This window comes from Paenibacillus monticola (assembly GCF_009664975.1).
GTDB classification, from domain to species: Bacteria; Bacillota; Bacilli; order Paenibacillales; family Paenibacillaceae; genus Paenibacillus_AQ; species Paenibacillus_AQ monticola.
The window spans coordinates 1,065,875-1,092,698 of record NZ_WJXB01000001.1; the positions used below are offsets into that span (position 1 = coordinate 1,065,875).

The following is a 26,824-nucleotide window of genomic DNA, read 5'->3' on the forward strand; positions in this document are numbered from 1 at the left end:
TATTGTTTGAAATGCTAGTCCCTAAACTCCGTGTAAATACGGTATTTGATATTGCACTAGAAGAGTTGTACCAGCAAGGCTATCGAGGCATTATTACGGATCTGGATAATACGCTTGTTGGTGCCAAAGCACCATTGGCAACACCAGAGCTGTTGGTATGGTTCGAGAAGGTCAAAACCCTGGGCTTTAAGCTCATTATTGTATCGAATAATAATATGGACCGGGTATCGAAGTTTGCTACGCCGCTAGATATTAAATTCGTGCATCAAGCCCGCAAGCCGAGCAATGCTCCCTTTCACAAGGCGATCAAGCTGATGGAGCTTGCGCCTGAGCAGACGATTGTGGTAGGTGACCAGATGCTTACAGATGTATACGGCGGGAATCGGTTGGGTCTGTATACGGTCTTGGTGCTACCTATCTCTGTACAAGATGAGGGCATCGGCACGAGAATTAATCGTCGGGTAGAGCAGATTGCTCTGACACGGCTGCGTAAAAAAGGATTGTGGCAAGAGGAGGATAAATCTAAATGAACCAAGAAAGTGAAACACAGCGCCCTGTAAAATGCAATGGCTGCGGAATCAAGCTGCAGACCGAACATAAGGATCTTCCTGGCTATATTCCAGAGGTCGCTTTTGAACGGGAGCCGGTCATTTGCCAACGCTGTTTCCGGATTAAGAATTATAATGAAGCCTCTTCCGTTTCTGTAAACCAGGATGAATTTCTTCGTCTGCTGAGCGGTGTAGGTGAGAAGAACGCTCTTGTCATCCATATTGTCGATCTGTTCGATTTCGAAGGCAGTCTGATTTCTGGCCTGCAGCGTTTCGTAGGCAATAACCCGGTTATTCTTGCCGTGAACAAAAGTGATTTGCTGCCCAAGGTGACGAACTGGAACAAGATGCGCAACTGGCTACAACAACGCTGTAAGGAGCAAGGACTGCGTACAGTAGAAATTGTACTCGTCAGCGCCAAGCGTAATCAGGGCTTTGACCGTTTGTTGGAAGCGGTAACCGAGCAGAGAGGTCAACGTGATGTTTACGTTGTTGGAGCGACCAACGTTGGTAAGTCTACTCTGATTAACCGTTTGATCTCCGACTATAGTGATTTGGAGCAGGAGTTAACCACTTCCCGCTATCCAGGGACTACTTTGGATACGGTTAAGATTCCTCTGGATGACGGTCACTATATCATTGATACTCCAGGCATTGTGTATCCTTGGCGCTATAGCGAATTGGTAGAGCGGCAGGATCTGGAAGCCGTTATGCCTGAAAATACACTGAAACCGGCGGTCTATCAGCTGAATGAAGGGCAGACGCTTTTCTTTGGTGGATTGGGACGGTTTGATTTCGTACAGGGTGTACATCAATCATTCACCTGCTACATCAGCAGTACGCTCAAAATTCACCGCACGAAGCTGGAACGGGCTGATTCTCTGTACCAGGAACACCGCGGCGTTATGCTCTCACCACCCGCTAGCGACCACATGGACAAGCTTCCACAGTGGCAGCGTCATGAGTTCAGCATTAGCAAAGGCACTCAAACGGATCTGTTCATTTCGGGTCTGGGCTGGATTAAGGTCAACGGAACCGAAGGCGCAGTTGTCGCTATTCACGTTCCGCGTGGTGTGAAGGTGCTTACCCGCCCTTCGCTGATCTAACTAGGGAGGATTATACTAGTGACAACTGCAACTGGGGCTTATAAGAACGGGGACATTCTGCTGGGTGTAATGGGCGATCCAATTGCTCAGTCCAAATCTCCCATTATGCATGGTGCTGCACTGAGGGCAATGGGGATTGCCGGTGCCTATGTACCGCTGCATGTAGCACCGGAGAAGCTGGAAGAGGCGATCCAAGCGATCCGCACCCTTGGCTTCCGTGGTGTTAATGTGACTATTCCCCATAAGGTAGCAGTGATGGCTCATCTGGACCATCTGGACGAAACTGCGGTAGCGATCGGTGCAGTCAATACCATTGTTAATAATAACGGAGTGCTGACCGGATACAATACGGACGGAATCGGTTATGTACGTTCACTGAAGACAGAGGTTATATCTGAATTGAACGGCGCAAAGATTATGGTGATCGGGGCAGGCGGTGCGGCAAGAGGAATTGTGTCTGCGTTGCTTCAGGAGCACCCTTCCTCGATTATTATTGCTAACCGTACAGCTGCTACAGCGAGTGATCTGGCTAAGGCTTATTCGAGCCAAGGTGAACTTACTGGAATCAGTATGGGCGAAGTTGCGGGAATGATGGACGATGTAGATGTGCTTATTAATACAACCTCTGTAGGCATGTTTCCTCAGATGGACGAGACACCGCTGGATTCTGCACTGCTTCATGAAGGAATGGTAGTAAGCGATCTTATCTACAATCCATTGCGTACCCGGTTGCTGCTAGAGGCACTTGAATGTGGCTGCCGTATTCACGGCGGTCTTGGCATGTTCGTCTATCAGGGGGCGTATGCGCTTGAGTATTGGACGGGACAGCCTGCCCCTACTGATATCATGCGCAAGACGATTCTGGATTGCCTTGGTGGAGAGCAGGAAATGGAATCAGAAGTTTAGGGTAATAATATATGTAAATAAGGAGTTAGTTCAATTATGTTAACTGGAAAACAAAAAAGGTACCTTCGTTCACTAGCGCATCATCTTGATCCTGTATTTCAGGTCGGTAAGGGTGGCGTGAACGATCACCTCGTTCGCCACATTGAAGAAGCTATTGAGAAGCGCGAGCTGATGAAGATTAGCGTGCTAAACAATAATGTTGAAGATCCAAAGGAAATCGGTGCTGCATTGGCTGAACAGTCCGGCTCTGAGCTTGTTCAGGTCATTGGGAAGACGATTGTATTGTACAAAGAATCTCGCGATAATAAGACAATTGAGCTTCCACGTTAAGGGATGAGTCAAACATCGCTTGAGGAGGTTGGACTCTTGAAAGTCGGAATTATGGGTGGGACCTTTGATCCTCTTCATATCGGTCATATGATGGCGGCGGAAGCTGCAAGATATACTTATGGGCTGGATGAAGTATGGTTCATGCCTTCGCATATCCCGCCGCATAAGCATGAGGCTGGTGTATCTGGTGCGGACAGACTGGCAATGGTGCTGGAGACGCTCAGAGCGCATGATTCTTTTCGCACGTTGGATTGGGAAATAACCAGAGGCGGAGTATCTTATACCATTGATACTGTTAGGGAGCTCAAGGAAAAATATCCGCTTTTCGATTTCTATTTCATCATCGGAGCGGATATGGTCCAGAATCTGCCGGAATGGCACGGCATTGAAGAGCTAGTGCAGAGCCTTACTTTTATTGGAGTGGGTCGTCCGGGAACACCGCTGGATCTTGAAGCACTGCCCGGATTTATTGCGGAGAAGGTGCTGCTAGCGGATATGCCCTTGGTGGATATCTCATCCACCATGCTAAAAGAGCGGATCGCAGAAGGAAAATCGATTCGGTATATGGTGCCTGATGCTGTTTTCGATTATGTGCAAAGGAGTGGATTGTATGGCATATAGCCGTGAAGCGCTGATTGAAGCGGTCTCTACACAAATGCCCGACAAGCGCTGGAAGCATACACTGGGCGTTATGGAATCATCGATCAAGCTGGCGGAGCGCTACGGAGCTGATCCTGTACGTGCGGAAGAAGCGGCGATTCTTCATGATGTAGCCAAATATTGGCCAGTGGACAGCATGAAAGAGATTATCGAGCAGAACGGCTTGTCGGCGGAGCTGTTGAAGCATGATAAACAACTCTGGCATGCGGAAGTAGGCGCATTTGTGGCTGAACGGGACTACGGGATTATCGATCCCGAAGTTATTGCCGCAATCCGTTTTCATACTTCAGGCCGTGTAGGCATGAGTCTCCTTGAGAAAATTGTTTGTCTTGCCGATTATATAGAGCCTGGCCGGGATTTCCCCGGCGTGGAGAACATCCGCAAGCTGGCAAAGATAAGTCTGGAAGAAGGTTTGGTAGCCGGGTTTGATTCCACAATCAGCCTGCTGCTGGAGAAACGACGGATCATTTTTCCGTTAACGGTATTGGCGCGTAATGATTTAGTTAGACTATTGGAGGAAAATAAATGAACATACAAACAAACAAGCTGTTACAAATGACGCTTAAGGCTGTAGAAGATAAAAAAGCGGGCAACGTCGTTTGCCTGGATTTGCGTAATGTTTCACCAATCAGTGATTACTTCGTAATCTGTCATGGTAATTCAGATGTGCAGGTACAAGCGATTGCTACTGAAGTTCGCAAGGTTGTACATGAAGCTGGTGGGGTTATTCGGGGGATTGAAGGTATGAATTCAGGCCGCTGGGTACTGATGGATCTTGGGGATGTAGTTGTGCATATCTTCCATCGCGACGAACGCGAATATTATAATATCGAGCGCCTGTGGTCAGACGCCAAGGTTGTGGAAACAGTATGAGTCTGATTGCTGGAACCACAGTTACGCTGGAAATAGTGCGTGAGGTATCCCCTTACGGTTTCTTTCTAAATGCAGGTGATGAGGATGTCATGTTGCATTATACGGAGCTAACTGAAAGAGTGAAGACTGGCGATAAAGTCGAGGTCTTTATATTTTTTGATACCGAGGATCGTTTGGCTGCTACAATGAAAAAGCCTTTCCTGACGCTTGGTGAAATGGCGTTATTGGAAGTCGCTGATATTCATCCGCGTCTGGGCTGCTTCCTCGAAATGGGGCTCGGACGCCAGCTACTGCTGCCGCTCAGTGAGCTCCCGGAATTGAAGGACCTGCATCCAATGGTGGGCGACCGCGTATTCGTGATGATGGAGCATGACCGGCAAGGACGTCTGCGCGCCAAGCTCTCTGGAGAGCTGGAACTGTTGCCGTTTGTTGTTCCTGCACCTGAATCCTGGATGGGCAAGATGGTCTCCGCCCGTGTGTATAGACCGCTGCAAATGGGCACGTTCGTCTTGGTTGATGGGGGTGTGCTTGGGTTTGGTATTCTGGGCATGGTCCATTCTTCTGAACGCAGCCGTCTGCTTCGCTTAGGTGAGCTGTTTGAAGCGCGTGTCTCCCATGTTCGTGAAGATGGCCGGATTAATATATCCATGACGCATCGCAGAGAAGTTGGCCGGGATGTAGATTCCGCTGCACTGCTGGAGTTCTTGCACGCCCGTCCGGGTGGAGGAATGCCTTATTCAGATTCCACACCACCTGATGTGATCAAGCAACGTTTTGGGATTAGTAAGTCTGCTTTCAAGCGCGCGCTTGGCAAGCTGTTGAAGGAAGGCCTGATTACTCAGAAGGAGAATTGGACCTATCTCGCTGTCAGTGAGGAAGCACCTGCTGAGGGTGAAACGGCTACAACTAAAGAATCAACTGAAAAAACGACCGAATAATTTACCGGAGCAGCGAAAGCTCACTTAAATTTGGTGATAGAAAGTGCGGTGCACCTAGTGTCTTCCTATGGGAAATTTGCTTATGTATACGATGTGCTCATGGCAGACATGCCTTATCCGGATTGGTTAACGTTCGCGGAAACCGCCTGGAAGAAGTATGGTAAACCCTTGACTGTCGCTGAGCTTGGCTGTGGAACTGGCAGCATCACCATTCCGCTTGCCGCGGAAGGCTATCATATGACCGGAATTGATCTGTCATCAGATATGCTGTCCGTGGCCCAGCGCAAGATGGAGGAGCATCCTCAGGGACGTCGTTTTCTTCGCGAGGGCAGTGTACGCTGGGTTAGACAAAACATGAAGGAATGGGAACTGCTGGAGCCTGTAGATTCTGTGATTTCCTTCTGCGATTGTCTCAATTATTTGCTCGAAGAAAGTGACATCTCTGCTGTCTTCGCCCGTACTTATGCGGGTCTGAAGCCAGGAGGTACTTTTCTGTTCGATGTGCATCATCCGAACACACTGATCCGTTACGAGCAGGAGCAACCGTTTATTCTGGATGAGTCTACGGTGTCGTATATTTGGACCTGTGAGCTGGATGCTCCACGCTGTGAGATTGAACATCACCTGTCCATATTCGCACGTGAAGAGGGACGGAGTGATCTGTACCGCCGCTTCGAAGAGACGCATATTCAGCGTGCGTACGATCCGGAATGGATGACAGCAGAACTGTTCAAGGCAGGATTCAGCACTGTGAATACCTATGCCGATTTCGAATGGGCAGAGGCGGATGAGGATGCAGAACGGCTATTCTATGTAGTTGTGAAATAAAGCGGAATAGGATGAGCGGTCCAAGCCTGAATCGGGTTAGGGCCGTTTTTTTGTTATATTAGCATATTTTAAAAAACCGAGCAGGAGACGGTTAGTCCTACCTGCCCGGCATCCTCCAACCCATCTTACCGATGCTCAAACAGGTCAATGGTACCCAATACAACATGTGCCAGACCAAATCCAAGTACGCCAGTTGCGACCATTTTGTACCTGCTGCCAAGCAAAGCGGCGCTGGACGCGGTTACTACGGTTCCAAGAACGGCGGGAATCAGACCTTCACGCATTCGAAACACTCCTTCTCGGTGGTTTGGGAGACAGGGCTTAGTGTGGGTTGAATGGAGGTTAATTATACAAACGGAACTTATCCAATCAATAAAGGGCTGTCCCAAAGGCCATGGAAATGGCTGCTGGGTCTTTTGAGCAAATCGTAAGTAGGTGTTTGAAGAGACGCTCCGCGAACGGAACGTTGCTCCAATCGCTGTTGTCTCCAGATGTATTGAATTACACTTAGCCGTGTACATCCGGAGACAAAGGCGACCGCTACCGCTTTTCCGCAATCATTCCGTCCTCTCCGCTGGTTTCAGCGGAAAAACATACTCGAAATCTTCATTAAAATCACAAAAAAAAGCTCTTTGATAAAATGGAAGTAACACCAACCATTCAACTGAAGAACAACCGGGGATTCCGGCGTTTCCTGCTTCGAGGGTTGTCAAAAGTGACGCTCGAAGTCGGGTGTTCGCTTGCCCATAACCTGCTAAAGCAAGCCGCTACGGATCGAAAACAAAAACGAGCCAGTCTCCAATAACCCAGAGACGGGCTCGTTTTTTAGCTTTTACAGCTTTGAAGTGTAAAAGGCTGTCTCATACGTGAAAATAACTTCTTTTGGGACAACTCCCTTATTCTATTGTTGCGGTAGTGAGACGACTATTGCTTTCTTCAACCTCATGCACATTATAAAGCACTCGCGCCATCAGATCCTGGCTATAATTGCCGAAATGTTTGCCATAAATCGTTAATCCACGTTTATTAACGGGTTTATTTGTTACGGCAATGCGGAAGGTCAGCTCACTTTTGTAGTCCAGCTTAATATCATCCAGGGTTACGTCGGAGATGCGGCAGCCATCAATAAAGCTTCCGTCTTTATTAATCCGAATCAGCTTGAGCATTCCATATTGATTCAAGTGAGGAGGCCACCAGTCAGGATTAAATGTGCCACGGGTGTCACCGAAATCGCCAGGACTGGTCCAGAAGCCAATTTCGATACCGTTCACATAGAAATATAGATCTGAGGGATAGTTGTCGTTGAAGCCGGGGGCTTCTGAGCCGAGCTCCATGGAGAATTGGATTTCACGAAATGATTGATTGGCTTTGAGATAGTTCGGAATACGATATTCGAGAAAACCCTCACTCATCCAAATAATCTCCGAATCAATCCGCTGCGGATCAGCAAAATAACGAGGCTCATCGAAGTCGCCGATGATACTGTCCTTGGTGGCCAACCCGCAGGTAGGAACCGCCTGATAGTTGCTGTAATGACCGACCTGAATCTCAACTTCATACAGATTATCAACATCCTTACTGCGAAGATCGACCATAAGTTTATCTTTATTTAAATAGCAGACCTTCTGAATGCCATGCTTACCAACTGAAGTATTAATCTCAATAAGGCCGCTATCTTCTAACTTCTTAATATGCATGGTAATGGCACCATTGCTGAGGTTTAGCTTCTTGGCAATTTCATTCAGGTTCAAGGCCTGATTGGTGGCTAGAAGTTCCAGAATTTGAATTCTAATTTCCGAACTGAGCGCCTTGAAAATATCGATTCCACTCATAAGATCTTTAATATAAATCATATCATAGTACCTTCTTCCGGTGACGTTGTAAAAAATCAACTATTTCATAAAATTATAAACTAATTAGCCCTAAAAATAAAGCTTTCTTCCTAAATATGTAGAATTGGCTTAAAATTAAGTTATTTTTTTATGGATAAATTATTTGTGTTCACAAAATACTAAAGTATAAATCAATAATTTTCAGAAAATAAGCCATTTATTTCACTAATAAGCTACTTTTTGTTTTCATTTTATAAATATATGAATAGTTTTATGTTTGTTTGTTTACAGAGGCGTTTATATATGTTATTTTATAACTGTAAGCGAATACATTCAAACGTTTTTTAATTATTTAACAAATATCTAAAATGGAAGGTGAGCCAATTGTCGCAGGACACAATAAAAGCAACGCTTATCGTTGATAAGTCATTTGTTATAGCCGAAGTAGATAAGCGAATATACGGCTCGTTCATTGAACACTTGGGCCGGGCGGTGTACGGCGGAATCTACGAACCAGGGCATTCCACGTCTGATATTCACGGTTTCAGAGGCGATGTAAAATCGCTGGTCAGGGAGCTGAATGTGCCGATTATCCGCTACCCAGGAGGGAATTTCGTATCCGGATATAACTGGGAGGATGGGGTTGGCCCCGTTGAAGATCGTGCCAGACGTCTGGAGCTGGCCTGGAGAACGATAGAACCGAACGAGGTAGGTACGAATGAATTTATGAATTGGGCTAAAGAGGTAGGCTCCGAGGTTATGATGGCTGTTAATCTGGGAACACGTGGAGTAGACGCTGCGCGCAACCTGCTCGAATACTGCAATCATCCTGGTGGAACTTATTGGAGCGATTTACGGCGCAAGCATGGGGTAGAACAGCCGCATCAGATTAAGACCTGGTGTCTCGGTAATGAAATGGATGGACCTTGGCAAATTGGCCAAAAGACGGCCGTGGAGTATGGCAGACTAGCCTACGAGACAGGCAAGGCCATGCGTTTGGTAGACCCAAGTATTGAGCTTGTATCCTGTGGAAGCTCCAGCTCGGCGATGCCAACCTTCCCAGAATGGGAAGCGGTAACATTGGATCATACCTATGATGTTGCAGACTTCGTTTCCCTACATCAGTATTATGGAAACCGTGACAAGGATACTGCCAATTTCTTGGCGCGTTCCATGGATCTGGAGCATTTTATCAACACGGTTACCTCAACCTGTGACTATATCAAGGCGAAGAAGCGCAGCAAGAAGACGATGTACCTGAGCTTTGATGAGTGGAACGTCTGGTACCATTCCAATGAATCGGATACCAAGATCGAGCCTTGGACGGTGGGACCTCCGCAGCTGGAGGATCAATACAACTTTGAGGATGCGCTGCTTATCGGCAGTATGCTCATCACATTCCTGAGACATGCGGACCGCGTGAAGATGGCCTGTCTGGCTCAACTGGTGAATGTTATTGCTCCTATTATGACAGAAGCGGGTGGAACGGCCTGGAAACAGACGATCTTTTACCCCTATCTACATACTTCCCTATATGGGCGCGGCGTTTCGCTTCAACCTATTGTGAACTCGCCCAAATATGACGCTCAAGATTATACGGATGTCCCTTACCTGGATAGTGCAATCGTGTACAACGAAGAAGCCGATGAGCTGACCATCTTTGCGGTTAACCGTCATCTTGAGGCAGGCATGTTGCTGAAATGTGATGTTCGGGGGTTTGAGGGGTATACCTTGATCGAGCATATCGTTCTGCAGCATGATGATCTGTTGGCTGTGAATACAGCGCAGGAAGAGAAAGTGAAGCCTGCAAAGGCTACTGGCACAGTGTGTAAGGACGGATTTGTTGAGACTCTTGTTTCCAAGGCTTCATGGAATGTTATTCGACTGGGTAAAGGTAGCTTGAACTAATAAGAACCCGCAAACGGTTACTTAGTTCTTCTATATAGCATTACTTCTGTTCAGAAAATTCTAGGAGGGGTTACATTGCTAAAGAAAAAGGGTTGGTTTACACTGCTGTCGTTAATTCTGACAGTATCGGTTGTACTAGCAGGCTGCGGAGGAAACAACAACAATGCGGCTAAGAGTAATACCGGAAACACAGGAACAACAGAAAACACAGCAACTAAAACGGATGATTCAAAAGAAACTAAAGAATTAACTTTTATGTACAGAGGTGGAACGGATGAGCAGGCAGCTTACAAAAAAGTAGTCGAAAAATTTGAAGCTGACCATCCAAATGTAAAAGTGAAAATAATTGTGACAGCAGCCGATCAATATGCTACGAAACTGAAAGCCTCCATAACCGGTAAAAGTATCCCCGACGTGTTCTATTTTGAGTCTGGTGATTTGAAGGCATATGTGAACAGTGGCGTACTGCTGGATCTGAATAGCTATATTGAAGCAAATAAGGATATTAACCTTGATAATATTTGGAAATATGGCGTAGACCTGTACCGTTATGACGGCACAATGGCGGGTCAAGGCAATATTTACGGTATGCCTAAAGACGTTGGACCTTTCGCACTGGGCTACAACAAAACCATGTTTGAAAAAGCGGGCATTCCCCTTCCTGACAAAGACAAACCATATACTTGGGATGAATTTGTTAAAGTTGCTCAACAGTTAACAGTTGATACTACCGGAGACGGCAAACCGGATCAATACGGTACTGGCTTTAACGTGCAATGGGCGCTTCAGGCTTTTGTATGGAGCAACGGGGCTGACTGGATTGATTCAACTAAAACAAAAGTAACCATTGATGATCCGAAATTTGCGGAAGCACTGCAATACATGGCTGACCTGCAAAATAAATACAAAGTCACGCCTTCCACTGAGCAAGCACAAACACTCGATACTTACCAACGTTGGATGAAGGGCGAAATGGCGTTTTTCCCAGTAGGTCCTTGGGATATGAGCACTTATGAAACCTTGCCGTTCGATTATGATCTAATCCCTTACCCTGCAGGTTCTACCGGCAAATCAGCAACATGGACTGGTTCGTTAGGTATCGGTGCCTCTGCGAAAACGAAGTATCCGGAAGAAGCGGTAGCGCTGATTGATTACCTGACAGCTTCGAAAGAAGGTATGGAAGCGCTTGTAAAAGCAAAAGTGCAAATTCCTAACTTGATTGATATGGCTACAGAATGGGCAGCAGATACGTCTACCAAACCAGCCAATAAAGAAGAATTCCTGCAAATCGTCAATGATTACGGCAGAGTTCTTCCAGGTCACTACACTTACAATGCAGAATGGTACAATCTGTTCTTCACGGATATTCAACCGGTGATCGATGGCAAAGTAACCGCTGCTGACTATGTGAAATCAGAGCAGCCTAAAATGCAGAAGTTGCTGGACAAAGCGATTGAGCAAGAAGAAAAATCCAAAAAATAAGTTAAAAACTTCTTCTTTAAACCAGATGAATAATGATGTTAGCTTCTGATTCCATCAGACTAACATCATTTTCATTCTGATATCAGAATCTGAGGTGAAAGAAAACATGACCACGTCCAACCTCTATCGGAAAGAAAAGATCTACGGATTTTTGTTTATTCTTGCTCCTTTACTGGGCCTAATTATTTTTACGCTTTATCCTATGTTGTACTCCATCTATGGTTCATTAACAGACTGGGATGGTTTGGGCCAGATGAGCTTTATTGGTTTAAGCAACTTCACGGATCTGTTCACGGATGAATTGTTCCATAAAGCAGTGTTTAATACGCTATTCATGATGCTGGGGATTCCAATTGGTATCACGCTGGCGCTCCTGCTCGCGCTTGGGTTGAATCGTGGAGCACGAGGCACTACTACCTTTCGTGTCATTTACTATGTCCCGGTTATTTCTTCGTTGGCAGCAGTTTCCATAATGTGGAACTGGGCCTATAACGGAGACTATGGTCTAGTCAATCAGTTTCTTGATCTGTTTGGTATTTCCGGTCCTAACTGGATGGCGAATAAGTATACCGTTAAACCAGCCTTGATTATTATGGCGGTCTGGAAGGGTCTTGGTTATACGATGCTGCTCTATTTGGCAGCGCTGCAGAGTGTATCCAGAACCTATTATGAAGCCGCAGAACTTGATGGGGCTAATGGCTTTCAATCCTTTCGGCATATCACCTGGCCGATGGTGCGTCCTGTTACCTTCTTTATTGTGGTTACGAATATTATCGGAGGATCGCAAATTTTTACCGAGATGAACATTATGACCCCTACAGGCGGTCCGGAATATGCTTCAGCTTCCGTAGTGTTCTACATTTGGCAAAAGGCTTTCGGCAGCTTCCAGATGGGTTACGCTTCCGCTATGGCAGTAGTGCTCGGCGCTTTCATATTTGTCGTGACTCTTATCCAATTTAGAATGAACGAGAAATCTTCGTTCGATGTCGATTGATATGGAGAGAGAGGAGCGAATATAATATGTCCCATTCACGTAAAAGAAATCTAACGAGTACAATCATTTTCATTGTGTTGCTGATTGGTGCAGTGTTTATGATAGGTCCGCTGCTGTGGATGCTGTCCACCTCACTTAAAGATAAGCAGGATGTCTTCGCTTTGCCGCCAGTATGGATTCCGAGCCCGTTCAATTTTGGCAAGTACAAAGAAATCTGGGAGGCCGGTCCGCTACTTAGCGGGATTAAGAACAGTTTGATTATTGCCCTCTCCGTAACCGTGGTGGGTACGTTCACCTCGAGTCTAGCGGCTTTTGCTTTTGCCAAGCTGAGATTCCCGGGGAAGAATAAAATATTTCTGCTGATGCTGTCTTCCTTGATGATTCCGTATCCGGCTGTTATGATTCCGCAGTTCTTCATCTTTTCCAAACTTGGCTGGATCGATACCTTGTGGCCTTTGATCGTACCCGGTCTATTCGGCAACATTGTTATGATCTTTTTCCTGCGGCAGTATTTGAGCAGTGTGCCTAATGCTATTATTGAAGCCGCCAAGATTGACGGAAGTTCGTACTTCCGGCTGTATAGCTCGATTACCTTTCCACTGATTAAGCCGGCGATTGCTGCACAGCTGATCCTGTGGTTTATGGGTATCTGGAATGATTATTTGGCGCCGATTATTTATCTGAATTCACCGGAGAAGCAGACGCTGCAGCTCGTTATTGCGAACTTCAATGCGACTTATGCCATTCAGACCGATTACCCGCTTATCATGGCTGCTTCGATCATTTCGTTATTGCCGATGCTGATTATATTTCTGGTCTTCCAGAAACAAATTATCGAGTCCGTGGCGATTTCTGGAGTCAAAGGGTAGTCAATAATTGGAGGTGCACTCGAAAATGGATAGGTTGCCAGTCTTCCCGGACTCTCCCGGACTCTTCACTATGTATGATACTTCCATTATCCATGAAGAAGCGGCTTGGACCATTCATAACGCTCATGACCCCGGGATCATTAAGACGGAGCAAGGCTACTACGTATTTTCTACCGATGTGAAGGTCGGTGGTGAACTGACCCCAGGAGTTATGGTTCGTAAATCACAGGATCTGATCCACTGGCAATGGGTGCATTATGCGTTGCCAGGAATTCCACAGGTGGCTAAAGACTGGGCCGATTCCGTGAATTTATGGGCTCCGGATGTTGTGAAATACGGTGAGCAATACCGGATGTATTATTCGGCGTCCACGTTTGGGAGCAGACAATCGCTGATTGGCCTGCAGACCTCAGCATCCATTGAAGGGCCTTGGACAGACGAAGGCGTGGTGATTCAGACGCGTGCAGAGGATCATCTCAATGCGATTGATGCCAACGTACTTACGGACGCTGAGGGACGGATGTGGATGGTTTATGGTTCTTTTTTTGGCGGCATTCATCTGATTGAGCTGGATAAGGAATCAGGTAAGCCGAAACAGGCTGGCTTCGGACAGCAGATTGCTAGACGCGATAGGGTTACTGAAGACGGAGCTGTTGAAGGACCCTACATTGTGTACAACGAGCAGTTCAAGAAATATTATCTGTTCGTTTCCTACGATTCCTTGTTTGAAGATTATAACGTCCGTGTGGCGCGTGCAGAAGTGATCACTGGGCCTTATCTGGATTATAACGGCCAAGATATGAGCGACAGTGAGTATCTGCCACAATCTGAGATCGGCACCAAAATTCTCGGTGGCTATCGCTTTGGCGATGATCCGGGATGGATAGCTCCTGGGCATAATTCAGTATTAAACGATAACGGCAGCTATTACATGGTTCATCATGCACGAGGGGAACAGGATAAGCACTGGGCTTATCTGCATGTCCGCAAAATAGTGTGGACAGAGGATGGCTGGCCGGTAGTCTCACCGGAACGTTATGCAGGAGAGCTGGAACAGGAGATCCCACAACATCTAATAACCGGAACATGGGAACAAGTGCTGATGGACCCTTCGGTGGACGGACAGGTACAATCGGCCCCGCTAGTATTTCAGGATAATGGCAACGTTGAGGGAGAGAACGGTACAGGACAATGGTCCTTGGACGGTAACAGAACATTAATTTTGGTATGGAACGATATTCACCAGGGAGCGGGACGCACGGAGAAGCTTCAGCTGTTGCCTGCATGGGATTGGGAGCAGAACAGATCCACGCTTGTATTTACTGGACTGAATGAAAAGGGTATTGCCAGTTGGGGTAAACAGAGCTCCTAAAGTGAACGAAGACATGGAGCAGGAAAGGATGGAGAACAGAACATATGACTACTATTTTGAAATTAAATGCAGGAATAGGTAAAGGTACTATCAGTCGTCATCTTTACGGCCATTTCGCTGAGCATTTGGGCCGATGTATTTATGAAGGGATATGGGTTGGTGCAGATTCACCTATTCCGAATACGGAAGGCTTCCGTAATGATGTCTTGGCCGCACTCAAGAAGGTGAATATACCTGTGCTGCGTTGGCCGGGCGGATGTTTTGCTGACGAGTACCACTGGAAGGATGGCATCGGGCCATCAGAAGAGCGCAAGCGGATGGTTAATACGCACTGGGGTGGGCTGGTAGAGAACAACCACTTTGGCATACATGAATTCTTCCGGCTATGCGAATTGCTGGATTGCGAGCCGTATATTTGCGGCAATGTAGGCAGCGGCACGGTTCAGGAAATGTCGGAGTGGGTTGAATATATGACCTTTGAAGGCGAATCTCCAATGGCTGACTGGCGCCGGGAGAATGGTGGCGAGACACCATGGAAGCTCAAGTATTTCGGTGTCGGCAATGAGAACTGGGGCTGTGGCGGCAATATGCGTCCTGAATACTATGCGGATTTGTACCGGCGTTACCAGACGTATGTAAGAAATTACGGTGACAACCAGCTCTACAAAATCGCAGGTGGGGCAAATGTTGATGATTACAACTGGACGGAAGTATTGATGCGGGAGGCCGGGCGCTTCATGGATGGCCTGAGTCTGCATTCCTATACCATCCCCGGAAGCTGGGAAGAGAAGCGTCCTGCGCTTGGTTTCGACGATACCGAATGGATCGAGACGATGAAGAAATCACTCCATATGGACGAACTCATTACCCGTCATTCTGCCATTATGGATCAGTATGATCCAGAGAAGCGGGTAGGATTGATTATAGATGAATGGGGAACGTGGTTCCTGAATGAGCCTGGAACGAATCCAGGATTTCTGTACCAGCAGAATACCTTAAGAGATGCATTGGTAGCGGGCATACATCTTAATATTTTTCAACAACACTGCAGTCGGGTTCACATGGCCAATCTTGCTCAGGTAGTCAATGTACTACAGGCGATGATACTGACAGAGGGCGGCAAAATGCTGCTTACGCCTACCTACCATGTGTTTGAAATGTACAAAGTGCATCAGGATAACGAGCTGCTTGAACTAACGTTTGAGAGTCCTGATTATACCTTTGGAGAAGTTACAATTCCGCAACTTAGCGTTTCTGCTTCCCGTGATGCTAGCGGAAAGGTATACGTATCGATCTGTAACCTGAGCCACAAGGAACAAGCGAATCTTAGCTTCAGTATAGAAGGTGCGGCACACGAGAAGGTATCCGGTCTAATCCTGACGCATACAGAGTTGAATGCCCATAATACGTTTGAGGACGCGGACAACGTAACGCCGTCCGCGTACGATGGCGCTTCCTTAAAGGGCGGAGTACTGGATTGCGAGCTTCCGCCTGCTTCTGTTGTTGTGCTAACTCTAGAGTAGCAATCTTGTAGTGAATAGAGGCGGTTATCAGGAAAGGACGTGGAGGCCATCGCAGAGAAACTGCTAGCAGCAACACCCCCCATGGGCTGGAATAGCTGGGACTGTTACGGCGCTAGTGTCAATGAAGAAGAAGTAAGAGGCAATGCGGAGTACATGGCCCGCCATCTGAAGGATTTTGGCTGGGAGTACGTGATCGTAGATATCCAGTGGTATGAGCCGGGAGCGAATTCGTCGCAATACCGTAATTTTGTACCCCTAGTGATGGACGAATATTCTAGACTTCAACCCGCGGAGAACCGCTTCCCCTCAAGTGCAGGTGGAAAAGGCTTTGCACCGCTAGCTGAGTATGTGCATAGTCTATGTTTGAAATTTGGCATTCATATTATGCGCGGTATCCCGCGTCAGGCAGTTCATAGTGCCAGTAGAATTCTTGGTTCAGAGCGAACCGCTCGTGATATCGCCCACCCCAACTCTATTTGTCCTTGGAATACGGATATGTATGGAGTGGATGCTGCGCAGGAAGGTAGTCAGACCTACTATGACTCACTCTTTGAGCTGTATGCCAGCTGGGGTGTGGATTATGTCAAGGTAGATGATATTGCCGCTTCACGACTTTATGGATACCACAAGGACGAGATTGAACTGATCCGCAAGGCTATTGATCGTTGCGGACGGGAAATAGTACTTAGCTTGTCACCTGGACCAGCTCCGTTGGAGGAGGCCGAACATTTGGCAGGCCACGCCAACCTTTGGAGAATGACCGATGATTATTGGGATCATTGGCATCTCTTGCGCGGGATGTTCGAGCGCTGTGAGCAATGGGCAGCTTATGTTCAACCAGGCCACTGGCCCGATTGTGATATGCTGCCGCTCGGCCATCTAGGCATCCGATCCGTAGACGGAGGGGGCGATCGGTTTACGCGGTTTACCCCTGATGAGCAGGTTACGATGATGACGCTGTGGAGTATCTTCCGCTCACCACTGATGTTCGGGGGAGAGTTGCGCGACAATGATGAATGGACGTTATCTTTGTTGACCAATGAAGAAGTACTGCACTTGCATCGATATGGCAAGGGAGGCATTTCGGTTCTGCGGAATGACGAGTTGGCTATCTGGACAGCGGAGGATGAACAAGGCAACCATTACGTTGCTATATTCAATCTTAGCGATGAGAATTTAAACGTTCACCTGTCATTCCAGCAACTTAACCTGCCAGCCCAAGCTACGATTCGTGATTTATGGAGAGGCTGTGCATTTGAAGCTGAAGAGGATGCTGTCTCTCAAGATCTTCCGCCGCATGGCTGCTTACTGTTGAAGTTCACAAAGGAGAAACCATTATGAATATAAATAGACAATACCTTAATCCGCTGGTGGAGCAGCGCGCCGATCCATGGGTGTACAAGCATACTGACGGCTATTATTACTATACGGCTTCCGTACCGGAATATGATCGCATTGAGGTACGCAGAGCAATGTCCATTGAGGGACTGACGGCTGCACAACCCATCGTAGCTTGGCGCAAGTACGAAACCGGTCCACTGAGTGCCAATATTTGGGCTCCGGAAATCCATTACATTGATAGCAAATGGTATATTTATTTCGCTGCTGCCCGCACGACGGAGACGCAGGACGGCTTATTCGATCACCGGATGTATGCACTGGAGAACGAATCTGCGAACCCGCTGGAAGGAACATGGGTAGAAAAAGGCCAAGTAAAAACGGCCTGGGAGTCGTTCGCGCTGGATGGGACTACTTTTCAGCATAAAGGTGTGCTGTATTATGTATGGGCTCAGAAGGATCTGATGATTAAAGGGAACTCGAACCTGTATATTTCGGCAATGAGCAATCCGTGGACGCTGACCGGCCCGCAGACAATGATTTCTACTCCTGAATACCCGTGGGAGATTATTGGCTTCAGTGTCAATGAGGGCACAGCTGTATTGAAGCGTAATGGGCGGATCTTCATTAGCTTCTCTGGCAGCGCTACCGATTTCAACTATTGTATGGGATTGCTCTCTGCGGATGAGGATAGTAATCTCTTGGATGCTGCTTCATGGACGAAATTGCCGGAGCCAGTATTTCAGACCAGTGTAGAGAATGGACAATTTGGCCCAGGCCATAACAGCTTCACCATCAATGAAGCTGGGGAAGATGTGATGATCTACCATGCCCGCAATTATAAAGATATCATTGGCGATCCACTGTACGATCCGAACCGTCATACCCGTGCGCAAGTCTTTCATTGGAATGAGGATGGCACACCTAATTTCGGAGTTCCGGTAAAAGATAGTAGAAGTTAAGCAATCCTTCACTTCACTTAATAATACGCATAAGGAAGAAGACTGTAACGACCCTTGAGTCGTACAGTCTTCTTTTAAATTAATAACTAATAATCTGCAGCTCTGCAGATTGTATTAAGAGATATTCTTCTATCTGATCAGGTCGGCTGCGAGCAAGCCGGCATCTTTTACCCGGGGAAACGGCTGCCCGCAGCGATGCCTTTAGGCGAGATCCGTTCGATTTGGGCAAGCTCATCTTCCGACAAGGAAACCTGCAGAGCACCGAGGTTCTCCTGTACTCTGTCCAGCCGCTTCGTTCCCGGAATCGGCACAACATTCTCTCCCTGTGCGAGCAGCCAAGCAAGCGCAAGCTGGGAGGGGGCGCATCCTTTTTGCGCAGCCATCTTTTCAATCAGCGTTACGACCTCGAGATTCTTAGCGAAATTCTCACCTTGGAAACGTGGATAATAGCGGCGGTAATCATCTAGTGGCAGATCGTCGAAGCTCTTGATCTGGCCGGTCAGAAAGCCGCGGCCGAGCGGACTATAGGGAACAAAGCCGATCCCTAGCTCCTTCACGAGCGGTAGAATCTCGTCTTCCACTTCTCTGCTCCATAGCGAATATTCGGTTTCCACAGCGGCAAGCGGATGGATGGCATGCGCACGGCGGATCAGCTCGGGTGAGGCTTCTGACAGGCCAATGTAGCGGATCTTCCCTTCCTTGACCAGATCGGCTAACGTCCCGATGGTCTCTTCGATAGGGGTATTGGGATCGGGACGGTGCTGATAATACAAGTCGATATAATCCATACCAAGCTGGTAGAGGCTGGCATCCACGGATTTTTTGATATACGCCGGATCTCCTTTAGGTCCTTGGGTATGCGTAATCCCAAATTTAGTCGCAATTACGGCCTCGTCCCGCCGACCCTTGAGCGCCCGACCAACCAACTTCTCATTGCCTCCAAAGCGCCCCTGCAAGAATTCTCCGTAAATATCTGCTGTATCAAAAAGAGTCACCCCCAGATCCAGTGCTCCCAGGAGGGTACTTACCGATTCTTCATTGTCTGGCATCATCATCGTGCCAAGGCCCAAGGCCGATACTTCCAGTCCTTCGCGTCCCAGTTTTCTTTTCTGCATAGTGTGATTCCCCTCTTCTTGGTAATAATGGTTGGTTCATATTCTCATTCTAATCGACCTGTCGGCAGGCAACCACAGTATGCTTATGCTAGTAAGATTATTACTAGGGAGTTGCCTTAGTTATCCGGCAGAGTCGGCGTATAGATGCAAACGTGCAGGTCCGGATGGTCAGCAAGACTTGCGAAGGAATGGATATCATAGGTTACAGCCTTAGTAGCATCTTGGGGCTGGATATAGACTCGGCTTACTTTTTTGCGCTGAATATTATGCAGCTTCCACATCTGTGCGAACTCAGCGCTTTCCGCACATAGCTGCTCTACGAGCTCCCTAAACCACGGGTCTTCCTGATGCTTGTCATAATAAGTTCTAAAGACAGCGACGGCGTGGAGCACGAATTCTTCCCAATTCACCATACGGTGGCGCAGCCAGGAATCAGTAAACAACAAACGCAGCATCACCCGCTCTGACACTGGCAAAGCATTGAAATCAATGAGGATTTCGTTAGCCGCATCATTCCAGGCGAATACCTGTGTTCTTTCATTCGTAATAAAGGCAGGGTAAGGCAGCAGGCTAATCATATTCTGCCACTGTGGATTCACCATCGTATCTATAGAAATAACTGCCTCAGGCTCATGGGGATTCCATAGCTCCATCAGATGTTGACTCTCATCCGCACTCAACTGCAGTGCTCTTCCGATATTCTCGATAATCTCTCTGGATGCAGTGACTTCTCTCCCTTGCTCCAGCCAAGTATAGTAGGTCGCACTGACACCAGCTAGTGTTGCGACTTCTTCCCGCCGGAGTCCCGGTGTTCTCCGCTGGCTGTAAGAATCGTGAAATCCTGCCTGTTCCGGCTGAAGCCGGTTCCGCCGTGATGTCAGAAACTCACCAAGTGTTTTGGATTTGCTATTTTCATTCAGCATCGTTAACCTCTTCTCCACACCATCAATATTATTATTTTACCTCAACTGAGTCATTTCACAAATATTTCTACCCCGTCAACCCTAATGATCGGCAAGGTATTGTAGAGTACAAGACGCCATGATTGACAGCTTGCCGATAGCCAATGATCAATACGAGCTTGAAGATCACATAAGGGCAAGAATACTTCGGTAGCTACTTGCAACTATATTCCATTTGAAGGGTATAATTAACATAAAATAATAGAGGAGGAGAGATCATTGAGAAAAATAAATAAACTACTCTTTTTAGTACTTGGCTTAATGATTTTACCGGGGACTATGCTTTATGCTGCATCGAGCCAATCCGAAGTCTCAGTATATGTGAATAATGTGGTCCAAAAACAATCGGGAATATTGTCCGAAGGGGAGGCTTTCATCCCTGCTGAACAGTTGTCTGAAAATTTGTATGGGTTATTGTCTGTGGAGGAGTCAGGAAATACGGTTCGAATCTATAAGCCAAACGTAAACACGACTTTGCTTGATGACAAAGGAGGGATTTTCGGTAAGGTAAAAAGTCCTGCCCGTATTACATTTTCTACGCTAGTACAGGTGGATAATTTGAAAACGGAAATTTCAGATATAAAAATTACGATCACCGATCCTGCAGACAAAACAGAAGTAATTGATACTCAACAGATTAATAATAAAGAGGAAAACTTTTGGTTCAAGTCTGTTGAATTTACATACAACTTCAATACAAAAGGAAGCTATGCAATTCTAGTATATTTTAAAGATATTAATTCAGGGAAATGGTTTCCTGTTTCCGAAATTCGAATATTTGGAATTTGAATTATTCTGGAATCGGTGATTTGGAACTCAGAGTATAATCCTACAAAAAAGTCTCGGCTTGTGACCTGCAATTCCATTATGGAATAGACAGATTCTCATGCCGAGACTTTTTCATTCAAGACCGTTAGGCCCTGTTAATTTGGGGATTTATTAAGGAGTATATTGTTGAGTAATTGCAGTTATCTTGCCATCTTGAATCGTGATGTGATAAGGAGACTGGCTCAGATCAAAAACGTCTGTCTTGTTAAATTGAGCGATAAACTCTGGTAAAGTGAGCTGTTCATTCCAATTAATATCGAGATCATTAATGTTTCCGGTATGATCGTAGATCTGCATGCTCACTGTAGCATTATCTGCGACAGGATAATCACTTAATGTATCACTGTCATTCAAAATGTAGTAACCATCCAGTGCACCACCCAGTTCAGCGGCAGCCTCCGGATCTTGTTGGGCAAACACACGATCTGCTTCTGCGCCTTCATACCACTGAATTTCATCTGCTGTAATTATAGTAGCGCCATTGTCCGTCTGAAGCGCATGAATATAAACCGTAAGTTGCTGGCTCTTGGCACCGCTTTGCGCATCTACCCGTGTTCCAACTGTACTTGCCGTAGTAATGAGAGAAAGGAATAGCAGGACAAGAACAGGCAAGACATAAACTGACTTTTTCATAAACATGAACAATCTCCCCCTTGGCCTTTGTAGAGCTCAGTGTCGTAAGCCTATATAGGTAATTACCCTTACTGATAGTTCTCAAACGGCATTATACCTCTATAAACGGAAGCATCCCGAAAAAGTTGCAATTATTTACGAAAACTAGTGGTTTCCAATTACTGGACGCCTAAGAATAGCAGATTAATAGAAATTTCGGCTTAGGAGTGATAGCAAATGGCGGCAATCTGTTGAGCCAGTTTCTGGGCAGCAAAGAGAAGTTCATTGAGCAGGCCTCCAACAGCTTACAGGCGTATCTGACCCAAATAGAGTCTGCTTATCCGCTATTCCAGAACAATACGAGCCTGACAGAATACCTGAACGGTGCTTATCACAGTGACTGAAAGATAATTTATAACTATAAGAAAGAGATATTGCCAATCTTCTCGTTCACCTATTAGGGGAAGAAAGGGATCGATATGATCCATATCTATAAGAAGAATACCGAGGTATTATCGCTTAATCAGGATGTTGTCAATGTAGATAAGCTCCCAGCAACGGTCGACAAGCAGCGGCTGCAAAAGCTGAAGCCCGAGGAAGGACTCTGGGTGCTGGAGCAACAACAAGATAGTGCTTCGTCAGGGCTGCGATATTATCGCAAACTCTACACGGACACCTACTCGAAGGAGCTGGGCTTTCTGATCTCCTCTTATAATTCGATGATTGCACGGATCGACGAGCTGACCAACACCGTACACAAGGTTGAGCTGATGAAGAAGGAAGCTGATTTCAAAATGCTTCAGGCGCAGATCAATCCGCACTTTCTATACAACACGCTGGAAACGATGCGTATGCATGCCGAGCAGAACGATGATCCCGATGTGGCTGAGATGGCTTGTTCACTAGGCAAGCTGCTGCGCTATAGTCTGTCGAAGAGCGAGAATGAAACCTCACTGCTGAGTGAAATTGAACATGTGGAGCACTATACAGCGATCCATAAAGTGCGCATGGGCTCACGGCTGGAAGTGGTCTGGGATATTAGCGAGGACGTCGCCAGCAGGCTGAGTACCTTCCGCTGCCCGCGCTTTATTGTGCAGCCTATGGTGGAGAACAGCATTCAGCACGGCATCTCCAAGAAACGGCGGAAAGGGATGATTACGATCTCGGTGGAGGATACCACGGAGGAGGTAGTGCTCACGATCGCCGATAATGGGGTGGGAATCCCACCGGAGCGGTTGGAGATTATCACCAAGGTGCTAAACGGGAGTCTGGCACCGGAGGACATTCCTTTTACAGGCGGCATCGGTCTGTATAACGTAAATGAACGGATTAAAGCTTTTTACGGTAACCCATTCGGTATTTCCATGACAAGCGTGGATGGCGAGGGCGCACAGTGCATCATCCGGTTGGGGAAGCAGATGTAGGTATATAAGAAGGCAGTTCATCCATTAGGAGGATCTGCTTTTTTAATTTATCTTTTTAATACTCAGATACAAAAAAAGAATGGATATATATAAATTTTATGGTAAATAAAACCGATAAATAGAAGTCTAATGCTTTTTTGATAGATACATATGCATTTGCCACTTAGCGATTGACTAAGTACATACGATTATCGTGACTAATTTGTATTCATGTAAACGAAGAGGAGAAAGTAATATGAAAAAATGGTTGATTATCGGTTTTTTTGCAGTAATTTTGGCAGGAAGTGTATTTACGAGCGAACGCGGGCCCGTGCAGGCTGCAGCATCTGAAGGGTCTACGTTCTCGGATACGGCAGGACATTGGGCGGAAGCTGATATTCTGGCGGCTGTCCAAAAAGGTTATGTCGATGGGTATCCAGAAGGAACCTTTCAGCCGGATAAGACCGTAGCTCGCTCTGAGTTTATTGCGATGATGATTCGTTCCCTGGGACAGACGTTGGATACCAGTGTGACTTCACCTTGGTATACCCCTTATGTTAAGGCTGCTACAAAGGCTGGATTTTATGTTGCTGGCGACTTCAGCTCCAACGATTGGAACGCTCCCCTGAGCCGGTTGGAATTGGCTAAAATCGCCGTTCGCGCCATTGGGAAATCAGCAAAAGAAGATACAGAATTTATGTATGTTGCCACCGCTAACGGAGTGTTATCCGGAACAGGAAATGGGGAATTGGACGTAACCGGAACAACGACAAGAGCCCAAACGGTGACAGTCATTGAACGAATCTCGCGAATATTACTAGGGGAGACCTTGCCCACAGATAAACTGGCCGTGGCTAATGCGGAAAAAGCGATGAACACTCCTAAAGACCAATGGGGAAGAGTCATCCGCACGACAAATCTTCCGAAAAATGCAAAAAATTATCCCTATATCCTCGAAAAGTATCCAAACGAAATGTATGAGATGGGTGTCCCATTCCATGATGCTATTATGCCGGCACAACTATATCTAACTAATATTTATGTTCAACATAAACCAACTATGGATTCGTGGAAACAAAATGCCGAAGACTATTACAAATTACTATTAAATGTTGATTATCGAACCATAAATGAGAGCTGGGCTACTGAGTTATTTAGTCATATGAATAATTGGAATAGATTCCAAATAACTGAAATTAAAGAATATGTTGCTTGGGTAAAAAAGAATAAAGTTGTGACGGAAGGAACTCTTGAGGTTGAACCATCAATGGTGTTTTCCAGTAGTATAACTGGATGTTATTACATGCGAACTGAGTTTTCTTTTGTAATTAAAGACTATAGCGAATACAAGGATATCTTTTATGACGAAAAGTTCAATGCTCATGAAAAACTCCAAAAGGGACACTTGTATTACGGTTTTGTTGATATTGGGCTTAGTACTACTGTTCAAGGGGGCGTCCGAAAAGTATCCAATGCTTCCTTATTTAATGAGCAGAGCATAATTCACAAAAAGAATTAAGGCGGATTGAGTATGAATAAGTTTAAAAAGATCAGTTCGAAAATCATTACTATCCTCTTACTTTACTCACTATTGATATCAATTTTTCCAAATATAATATTTGCAGCTGACTTAGTAACTGTCGATGAAGCTGGAAGTATCACTTTTAATACAACTAGTACTCAAGCAACAACCGGAATAAAATACCGAACTGTAGGATTCACAATAAATCGCTCTCCTAGTTGTAGCGCAGATGGTCAATGTATTCCGCAATCCAGTGCACATGGTGAAGTAAGGATTCAACAGGTGAATGAAGTTCCACACGGAGATAACACAGTTACCACTTATTTTAAAGTCCCTGAAGCTCTAGTATCTAAAGCTTTAGAGGAAGCTGGGCTCTAAGATATTTCCTATGGAGGTACTATATATCTATCTTCTATTTTCCATGTTATTCACGGTACAACTGAAGAGAGTACAGACTATGTTGACCTTCAAGGCATAAAAAGTGCAGAAGCTTGGGCAGACCCAAGCGGCTTCAGACAATATTTTGATATTGCTGTACAATACCATGCAAAGTTTCCAGTCACCAAGATATACAAAAAAAGTACTGGAGAGCTAATTTCACAATCTAGCGTGGAAAACCCAAACGATTCAACGAAAAATTGGAAGGTCGGAGAAACCATCCATGCTGATCTTGATAAAACACTCACTGGTTCCGATGGTAAAACGTATACTCTCGTCAAATCATATCTCCAGTCAAAACATTACTTAAACGATCAAAATTATGTACAAACCGGGATTCCAGCAACTAATCCAGCTTTATTCAGCCGTAACTTTACGACTTATCTCGGAGGAACTAATGTTATCGCGGTTTTCCAAGAAGATCCAGGCACTGTTATTATTCCTCCAACAGATCCAAGTCCTTGTAATGTGGTTATTAACCCGCCCTCAAAGGCAACAATTATTTCTAATTCGACATTAGACCCTTCAGCAACAGGTGTTATTCGTGCGGATCGTCGGGATGCAGAACAATTTGATGTAACGCAAGGTATTCCAACATCAGAAAGCCTATATGCAAATGTACTGGCCAAGAATTATCTCGATCAATACAAATTTGCTAATATGACAGGTACAGTAACGTATACAGTCCCTGTTACCAAAACATACACGCTGAAATGGACGATACCTGGCATTGTTGCTGTACCACCTGCAACGAGTACTCCAGCTCAACCAAAGGAATTAGAACAAACAGTAACTAAGAATATAACCATAACCAGACCCTATTCCTATTGGCAGATAGACAATCTGGAGGTCTATAAGATTTCAAGAGCCATGCTAACTAACTATGCTCTGCCCAATGGATCGGTGGCTTTAAACCCCAGTGGATATACAGAGCCTTCACTTTCTACTGAAGACAGTACTAATGTAACCGACCATGTAAAGCCATATGCCTGCGAAGCCATTGAAATGCCTGCGGAAACCATTTCCGGTACTACGACCCAACCTCAAGTTCCGGATCAGATCTCTGTATTCCAAAGCAAGGCAGAGTCAACGACCGGGAAAAACACGGTTAATAATGATTTTGTTGTCTTTAATGGGGCGACTATAATGGATAAAGCACCAGTTTCTCAATCGGCTCCTACACCGGGAAACTTACCGGCTCCAACGCAGATTGATCGAAATGTCCTTTTTGGTTCGAATTATATGATAAGTTCAACATTACTGAATAGAGCGAACACATCAAGCTCAGGATTGATTTACTACGATCTAATTCCAGGGAACGTCAATGGGGGTAGCAACAATTCTTTCCCGATTAACGGGATCAATACAATTACAGTACATACACCAGTAGTCAATTATTCTGTCCTGCCAGACGATAACCGTCCTTTCGATCAGCGGATGATCCCGGATATGACAAGAACGGTTCTTATCCTGGA

General features: G+C 46.0%; 29 protein-coding genes. 24 read left to right on the plus strand and 5 right to left on the minus strand.

The genetic code is table 11. From position 1 onward, the window contains the following. Positions 1–2: 2 nt before the first annotated feature. From GJB61_RS04450 to GJB61_RS04490, 9 genes are read left to right on the plus strand one after another with little or no spacing between them, the layout of a single operon-like run. Positions 3–530, plus strand: coding sequence for a YqeG family HAD IIIA-type phosphatase (locus GJB61_RS04450; RefSeq protein ID WP_154117222.1), 528 nt, complete (start codon positions 3–5; stop codon positions 528–530). Then, positions 527–1,654, plus strand: a complete 1,128-nt coding sequence (gene yqeH / locus GJB61_RS04455; protein ID WP_154117223.1) for a ribosome biogenesis GTPase YqeH — start codon at positions 527–529, stop codon at positions 1,652–1,654. The genes GJB61_RS04450 and yqeH overlap by 4 nt, the downstream gene beginning before the upstream one ends. 18 nt (positions 1,655–1,672) lie before the next feature. After that, positions 1,673–2,560 carry a shikimate dehydrogenase gene (aroE, locus tag GJB61_RS04460; protein ID WP_338115661.1) on the plus strand — a complete coding sequence of 296 codons (888 nt, stop codon included), beginning with the start codon at positions 1,673–1,675 and terminating at the stop codon, positions 2,558–2,560. A gap of 36 nt (positions 2,561–2,596) precedes the next feature. Then, the gene (gene yhbY / locus GJB61_RS04465; protein WP_154117224.1) at positions 2,597–2,890 is read left to right on the plus strand and encodes a ribosome assembly RNA-binding protein YhbY; all 294 of its coding nucleotides are present in this window, start codon (positions 2,597–2,599) and stop codon (positions 2,888–2,890) included. A gap of 36 nt (positions 2,891–2,926) precedes the next feature. Beyond that, a complete protein-coding gene (locus GJB61_RS04470; RefSeq protein WP_154117225.1) occupies positions 2,927–3,511 on the plus strand; it encodes a nicotinate-nucleotide adenylyltransferase in 585 nt (194 codons plus the stop codon). Continuing rightward, the gene (yqeK, locus tag GJB61_RS04475; protein ID WP_154117226.1) at positions 3,501–4,079 is read left to right on the plus strand and encodes a bis(5'-nucleosyl)-tetraphosphatase (symmetrical) YqeK; all 579 of its coding nucleotides are present in this window, start codon (positions 3,501–3,503) and stop codon (positions 4,077–4,079) included. Before GJB61_RS04470 ends, yqeK begins: the two co-directional genes overlap by 11 nt. Further along, positions 4,076–4,423, plus strand: a complete 348-nt coding sequence (rsfS, locus tag GJB61_RS04480) for a ribosome silencing factor (RefSeq protein WP_154117227.1) — start codon at positions 4,076–4,078, stop codon at positions 4,421–4,423. The genes yqeK and rsfS overlap by 4 nt, the downstream gene beginning before the upstream one ends. Beyond that, complete coding sequence (locus tag GJB61_RS04485; protein WP_154117228.1) at positions 4,420–5,361, plus strand: CvfB family protein; 942 nt, start codon at positions 4,420–4,422, stop codon at positions 5,359–5,361. The genes rsfS and GJB61_RS04485 overlap by 4 nt, the downstream gene beginning before the upstream one ends. A 57-nt stretch (positions 5,362–5,418) precedes the next feature. Continuing rightward, positions 5,419–6,189 (plus strand): class I SAM-dependent DNA methyltransferase, encoded by a 771-nt coding sequence (locus GJB61_RS04490; RefSeq protein WP_338115673.1) that lies wholly within the window; start codon positions 5,419–5,421, stop codon positions 6,187–6,189. 125 nt (positions 6,190–6,314) lie between these two features. Here the strand turns inward: GJB61_RS04490 and GJB61_RS04495 are convergent, their stop codons facing one another. Next, positions 6,315–6,473 carry an asparagine synthase gene (locus tag GJB61_RS04495; RefSeq protein ID WP_154117229.1) on the minus strand — a complete coding sequence of 53 codons (159 nt, stop codon included), beginning with the start codon at positions 6,471–6,473 and terminating at the stop codon, positions 6,315–6,317. 356 nt (positions 6,474–6,829) lie between these two features. On the opposite strand from GJB61_RS04495, the gene GJB61_RS31100 reads away from it, so the two are divergent. Next, positions 6,830–6,994 carry a hypothetical protein gene (locus GJB61_RS31100; protein WP_195724233.1) on the plus strand — a complete coding sequence of 55 codons (165 nt, stop codon included), beginning with the start codon at positions 6,830–6,832 and terminating at the stop codon, positions 6,992–6,994. 91 nt (positions 6,995–7,085) lie between these two features. Here the strand turns inward: GJB61_RS31100 and GJB61_RS04500 are convergent, their stop codons facing one another. Continuing rightward, entirely contained in the window at positions 7,086–8,042 is a 957-nt protein-coding gene (locus GJB61_RS04500) for an ArsR/SmtB family transcription factor (RefSeq protein ID WP_154117230.1), read from the minus strand. Positions 8,043–8,405: 363 nt separating this feature from the next. On the opposite strand from GJB61_RS04500, the gene arfA reads away from it, so the two are divergent. The 8 genes from arfA (at position 8,406) to GJB61_RS04540 (ending at position 18,469) form a co-directional block, all read left to right on the plus strand. Continuing rightward, positions 8,406–9,929 carry an arabinosylfuranosidase ArfA gene (arfA, locus tag GJB61_RS04505; protein ID WP_154117231.1) on the plus strand — a complete coding sequence of 508 codons (1,524 nt, stop codon included), beginning with the start codon at positions 8,406–8,408 and terminating at the stop codon, positions 9,927–9,929. 75 nt (positions 9,930–10,004) lie between these two features. Further along, positions 10,005–11,411: an ABC transporter substrate-binding protein gene (locus tag GJB61_RS04510; protein WP_154117232.1), complete on the plus strand. Its 1,407-nt coding sequence runs from the start codon at positions 10,005–10,007 to the stop codon at positions 11,409–11,411. Between the two features lie 106 nt (positions 11,412–11,517). Continuing rightward, on the plus strand, positions 11,518–12,405 hold the full coding sequence (locus GJB61_RS04515) for a carbohydrate ABC transporter permease (RefSeq protein WP_154117233.1): 888 nt from the start codon (positions 11,518–11,520) through the stop codon (positions 12,403–12,405). Between the two features lie 26 nt (positions 12,406–12,431). Continuing rightward, positions 12,432–13,274, plus strand: a complete 843-nt coding sequence (locus tag GJB61_RS04520) for a carbohydrate ABC transporter permease (RefSeq protein ID WP_154117234.1) — start codon at positions 12,432–12,434, stop codon at positions 13,272–13,274. A gap of 25 nt (positions 13,275–13,299) precedes the next feature. Continuing rightward, complete coding sequence (locus tag GJB61_RS04525; RefSeq protein ID WP_154117235.1) at positions 13,300–14,646, plus strand: arabinan endo-1,5-alpha-L-arabinosidase; 1,347 nt, start codon at positions 13,300–13,302, stop codon at positions 14,644–14,646. 44 nt (positions 14,647–14,690) lie between these two features. Beyond that, positions 14,691–16,169, plus strand: coding sequence for an alpha-N-arabinofuranosidase (locus tag GJB61_RS04530; RefSeq protein WP_154117236.1), 1,479 nt, complete (start codon positions 14,691–14,693; stop codon positions 16,167–16,169). Positions 16,170–16,250: 81 nt separating this feature from the next. Continuing rightward, on the plus strand, positions 16,251–17,510 hold the full coding sequence (locus tag GJB61_RS04535; RefSeq protein WP_154117315.1) for a glycoside hydrolase family 27 protein: 1,260 nt from the start codon (positions 16,251–16,253) through the stop codon (positions 17,508–17,510). Beyond that, positions 17,507–18,469, plus strand: a complete 963-nt coding sequence (locus GJB61_RS04540; RefSeq protein ID WP_154117237.1) for a glycoside hydrolase family 43 protein — start codon at positions 17,507–17,509, stop codon at positions 18,467–18,469. Before GJB61_RS04535 ends, GJB61_RS04540 begins: the two co-directional genes overlap by 4 nt. 167 nt (positions 18,470–18,636) lie before the next feature. Here the strand turns inward: GJB61_RS04540 and GJB61_RS04545 are convergent, their stop codons facing one another. Continuing rightward, positions 18,637–19,584, minus strand: a complete 948-nt coding sequence (locus GJB61_RS04545) for an aldo/keto reductase (RefSeq protein ID WP_154117238.1) — start codon at positions 19,582–19,584, stop codon at positions 18,637–18,639. Positions 19,585–19,700: 116 nt separating this feature from the next. Continuing rightward, positions 19,701–20,507: a helix-turn-helix transcriptional regulator gene (locus tag GJB61_RS04550; RefSeq protein ID WP_154117239.1), complete on the minus strand. Its 807-nt coding sequence runs from the start codon at positions 20,505–20,507 to the stop codon at positions 19,701–19,703. A gap of 258 nt (positions 20,508–20,765) precedes the next feature. On the opposite strand from GJB61_RS04550, the gene GJB61_RS04555 reads away from it, so the two are divergent. Beyond that, a complete protein-coding gene (locus tag GJB61_RS04555; protein ID WP_154117240.1) occupies positions 20,766–21,335 on the plus strand; it encodes a hypothetical protein in 570 nt (189 codons plus the stop codon). Positions 21,336–21,485: 150 nt separating this feature from the next. Here GJB61_RS04555 and GJB61_RS04560 read toward each other — a convergent pair whose 3' ends face one another. After that, on the minus strand, positions 21,486–22,013 hold the full coding sequence (locus GJB61_RS04560) for a hypothetical protein (RefSeq protein WP_154117241.1): 528 nt from the start codon (positions 22,011–22,013) through the stop codon (positions 21,486–21,488). 200 nt (positions 22,014–22,213) lie between these two features. Here GJB61_RS04560 and GJB61_RS04565 point away from each other — a divergent pair, with 200 nt between their 5' ends. The 5 genes from GJB61_RS04565 to GJB61_RS04585 all read left to right on the plus strand — a co-directional run. Then, entirely contained in the window at positions 22,214–22,390 is a 177-nt protein-coding gene (locus GJB61_RS04565) for a hypothetical protein (protein ID WP_195724234.1), read from the plus strand. Positions 22,391–22,465: 75 nt separating this feature from the next. Next, entirely contained in the window at positions 22,466–23,410 is a 945-nt protein-coding gene (locus tag GJB61_RS04570; RefSeq protein WP_154117243.1) for a sensor histidine kinase, read from the plus strand. A gap of 235 nt (positions 23,411–23,645) precedes the next feature. After that, positions 23,646–24,908: an S-layer homology domain-containing protein gene (locus GJB61_RS04575; RefSeq protein WP_154117244.1), complete on the plus strand. Its 1,263-nt coding sequence runs from the start codon at positions 23,646–23,648 to the stop codon at positions 24,906–24,908. Positions 24,909–24,920: 12 nt separating this feature from the next. Then, positions 24,921–25,289: a hypothetical protein gene (locus tag GJB61_RS04580; RefSeq protein ID WP_154117245.1), complete on the plus strand. Its 369-nt coding sequence runs from the start codon at positions 24,921–24,923 to the stop codon at positions 25,287–25,289. 231 nt (positions 25,290–25,520) lie between these two features. Then, positions 25,521–26,824: DUF5704 domain-containing protein (locus GJB61_RS04585; RefSeq protein WP_338115662.1), on the plus strand; the 1,304-nt coding region annotated here is incomplete at its 3' end.

Bases quoted from the DNA above. Each gene is read 5' to 3' on its own strand.
- GJB61_RS31100 (WP_195724233.1), top strand. From the start codon at position 6,830: ATGGAAGTAACACCAACCATTCAACTGAAGAACAACCGGGGATTCCGG.
- GJB61_RS04535 (WP_154117315.1), top strand. From the start codon at position 16,251: ATGGGCTGGAATAGCTGGGACTGTTACGGCGCTAGTGTCAATGAAGAA.
- GJB61_RS04570 (WP_154117243.1), top strand. From the start codon at position 22,466: ATGATCCATATCTATAAGAAGAATACCGAGGTATTATCGCTTAATCAG.
- GJB61_RS04560 (WP_154117241.1), bottom strand. From the start codon at position 22,013: ATGTTTATGAAAAAGTCAGTTTATGTCTTGCCTGTTCTTGTCCTGCTA.
- yhbY (WP_154117224.1), top strand. From the start codon at position 2,597: ATGTTAACTGGAAAACAAAAAAGGTACCTTCGTTCACTAGCGCATCAT.
- GJB61_RS04540 (WP_154117237.1), top strand. From the start codon at position 17,507: ATGAATATAAATAGACAATACCTTAATCCGCTGGTGGAGCAGCGCGCC.
- GJB61_RS04525 (WP_154117235.1), top strand. From the start codon at position 13,300: ATGGATAGGTTGCCAGTCTTCCCGGACTCTCCCGGACTCTTCACTATG.
- rsfS (WP_154117227.1), top strand. From the start codon at position 4,076: ATGAACATACAAACAAACAAGCTGTTACAAATGACGCTTAAGGCTGTA.
- GJB61_RS04545 (WP_154117238.1), bottom strand. From the start codon at position 19,584: ATGCAGAAAAGAAAACTGGGACGCGAAGGACTGGAAGTATCGGCCTTG.
- yqeH (WP_154117223.1), top strand. From the start codon at position 527: ATGAACCAAGAAAGTGAAACACAGCGCCCTGTAAAATGCAATGGCTGC.
- GJB61_RS04495 (WP_154117229.1), bottom strand. From the start codon at position 6,473: ATGCGTGAAGGTCTGATTCCCGCCGTTCTTGGAACCGTAGTAACCGCG.
- GJB61_RS04575 (WP_154117244.1), top strand. From the start codon at position 23,646: ATGAAAAAATGGTTGATTATCGGTTTTTTTGCAGTAATTTTGGCAGGA.
- GJB61_RS04550 (WP_154117239.1), bottom strand. From the start codon at position 20,507: ATGCTGAATGAAAATAGCAAATCCAAAACACTTGGTGAGTTTCTGACA.
- yqeK (WP_154117226.1), top strand. From the start codon at position 3,501: ATGGCATATAGCCGTGAAGCGCTGATTGAAGCGGTCTCTACACAAATG.
- GJB61_RS04580 (WP_154117245.1), top strand. From the start codon at position 24,921: ATGAATAAGTTTAAAAAGATCAGTTCGAAAATCATTACTATCCTCTTA.
- GJB61_RS04515 (WP_154117233.1), top strand. From the start codon at position 11,518: ATGACCACGTCCAACCTCTATCGGAAAGAAAAGATCTACGGATTTTTG.
- GJB61_RS04485 (WP_154117228.1), top strand. From the start codon at position 4,420: ATGAGTCTGATTGCTGGAACCACAGTTACGCTGGAAATAGTGCGTGAG.
- GJB61_RS04500 (WP_154117230.1), bottom strand. From the start codon at position 8,042: ATGATTTATATTAAAGATCTTATGAGTGGAATCGATATTTTCAAGGCG.
- GJB61_RS04520 (WP_154117234.1), top strand. From the start codon at position 12,432: ATGTCCCATTCACGTAAAAGAAATCTAACGAGTACAATCATTTTCATT.
- GJB61_RS04530 (WP_154117236.1), top strand. From the start codon at position 14,691: ATGACTACTATTTTGAAATTAAATGCAGGAATAGGTAAAGGTACTATC.